General features: G+C 48.0%; 1 protein-coding gene. It reads left to right on the top strand.

Going from position 1 to position 2,497, the window contains the following annotated elements; all coding sequences use genetic code 11:
• Window positions 1-2,497, top strand: a 2,497-nt coding sequence (locus FC07_RS16100; protein ID WP_202813450.1) for a MucBP domain-containing protein, incomplete at both ends; no start/stop codon positions are given.

Here is a 2,497-nt window from a genome sequence, read left to right as displayed (position 1 = left end):
GGTGTAACAGGGACTGTTGGTCAAACGGTTGAGGTAGACGTGCCAGAAGTATCAGGTTATACGGCCGATAAAACGACAGTGCCAGCGACAGTGAATCCCGACGGCACGATCACGGTAGACAAAGATACCGGAACGGTTACTTATGTACCAACAATCCATAACTACAGCATTACCCCTGTGGACAAAAATGGTACGCCAATTCCAGGGACAACGGCCGCACCAGAAACTGGTACGACTGATGACGTTATCAATCGTGAAGATTATCCAGAAGTACCAGGCTACACGGCCGAAACAACTGAGGTAAACGTGCCAACGGGTGATACATCCGTAAATGTGGTGTATACACCAAACGATATTACAGCAACAGTAACGATTCCAAGTAATAAAGGGGACCAAACAGTGACTGGTGTGACAGGTACTGTGGGCACAACCGTTGAGGTAGGCGTGCCAGAAGTATCAGGTTATATGGCCGATAAAACGACAGTGCCAGCGACAGTGAATCCCGATGGTACCATCACAGTGGATAAAACGACTGGAACGGTTACTTACACGCCAACAACGCACGACTATAGCATCACCCCGGTGGATAAAAATGGTGATTCGATTCCAGGGACAACTGCCATGCCAGAAACAGGAACAACTGATACAACGATTGACAGTAACACTTATCCAGAGGTGCCAGGCTATACGACTGAAACGAAAGTGGTCACGGTCCCAACAGGTGATACATCTGTAAAAGTGGTTTACACACCGAATACGGTGACTGCGGATGTGACAATTGGTACCAATCAAGGTGCTAAAATAATCACGGCCGTCACTGGCACGTTTGGTCAAGGGATGACAGTTAATGTACCAACCGTGCCAGGTTATACCGCTGATCAAACAGAAGTGCCGGTTACGGTGAATGCAGACGGTACCATTACAGAAGTTGCAAATACGCCAGATGTGATTTATATCGCAATGCCGCAAACGATTCAAATTCAATATGTTGGGGCACCGAGCACGTATACGCCAACAAGCACCAGTTTAACTGGAAAAACAGACGAAACGATTGATTTTACACCGGATGAGATTCAAGGTTACACGCCGGATGTCAGTCAATATCAAGTTAATTTTGCCGTTGATGCAGCTGGGGCCTTAAAAACACCGACTTTAACAGTCACTTATACAGGGCAAAGCGTCAAAACGACGGTTGCGATTCCAAGTAACAAAGGGAATCAAACGGTAACTGATGTAACAGGGACTGTTGGCCAAACGGTTGAAGTGGACGTGCCAGAAGTATCAGGCTATACGGCAGATAAAACCAAAGTGCCGGCGACAGTGAATCCTGATGGCACGATTACAGTGGACAAAGACACTGAAACAGTTAATTACACGCCAACGAATCACGCATATAGCATTACCCCTGTGGACAAAAACGGCGACCCGATTCCAGGAACAACGGCCACACCAGAAATGGGGACAACTGATACAACGATTGACAATAGCACCTATCCGGCAGTGCCAGGTTACACAGCTGAAACAACGGCGGTCACCGTACCAACAGGTGATACACCTGTCAAAGTCGTTTATACACCAAACACGATTACAGCAACAGTGACGATTCCAAGTAACAAAGGGGATCAAACGGTAACTGATGTAACAGGGACTGTTGGCCAAACGGTTGAAGTGGACGTGCCAGAAGTACCAGGCTACACGCCAGATAAAACGACAGTGCCAGCGACAGTTAATCCAGATGGCACCATCACAGTGGATAAAGACAATGGAACGGTTACTTACACCCCAACAACGCATGTGTACAGCATTACGCCTGTGGATGAAAATGGTGATCCAATTCCAGGGACAACGGCTACACCAGAAACCGGGACAACCGATACAACAATCGACAGTAACACTTATCCGGAAGTACCAGGTTACACGGCAGAAACAACAGCGGTGACGGTGCCAACAGGTGATACAACTGTGAACGTGGTCTATACACCAAACACGATTACAGCTACAGTGACGATTCCAAGTAATAAAGGGGACCAAACAGTGACCGGCGTAACAGGGACTGTAGGGACAACGGTTGAAGTGGACGTGCCAGAAGTACCAGGTTACACGCCAGATAAAACGACAGTACCGGCCACAGTGAACCCAGATGGCACCATCACGGTGGATAAAGCTACCGGAACGATCAATTATACGCCAACAACGCATGCGTACAGCATCACGCCTGTGGACAAAAATGGTGATCCAATTCCAGGGACAACTGCCACACCAGAAACCGGGACAACTGATACAACAATCGACAGTAACACTTATCCGGAAGTACCAGGTTACACGGCAGAAACAACAGCGGTGACGGTGCCAACAGGTGATACAACTGTGAACGTGGTCTATACACCAAACACGATTACAGCTACAGTGACGATTCCAAGTAATAAAGGGGACCAAACAGTGACCGGCGTAACAGGGACTGTAGGGACAACGGTTGAAGTGGACGTGCCAGAAGTAT

It is taken from the genome of Loigolactobacillus bifermentans DSM 20003 (assembly GCF_001434575.1).
In the GTDB taxonomy this organism is placed as follows: Bacteria; Bacillota; Bacilli; order Lactobacillales; family Lactobacillaceae; genus Loigolactobacillus; species Loigolactobacillus bifermentans.
This window is presented reverse-complemented; position numbering and strand designations above follow the sequence as displayed.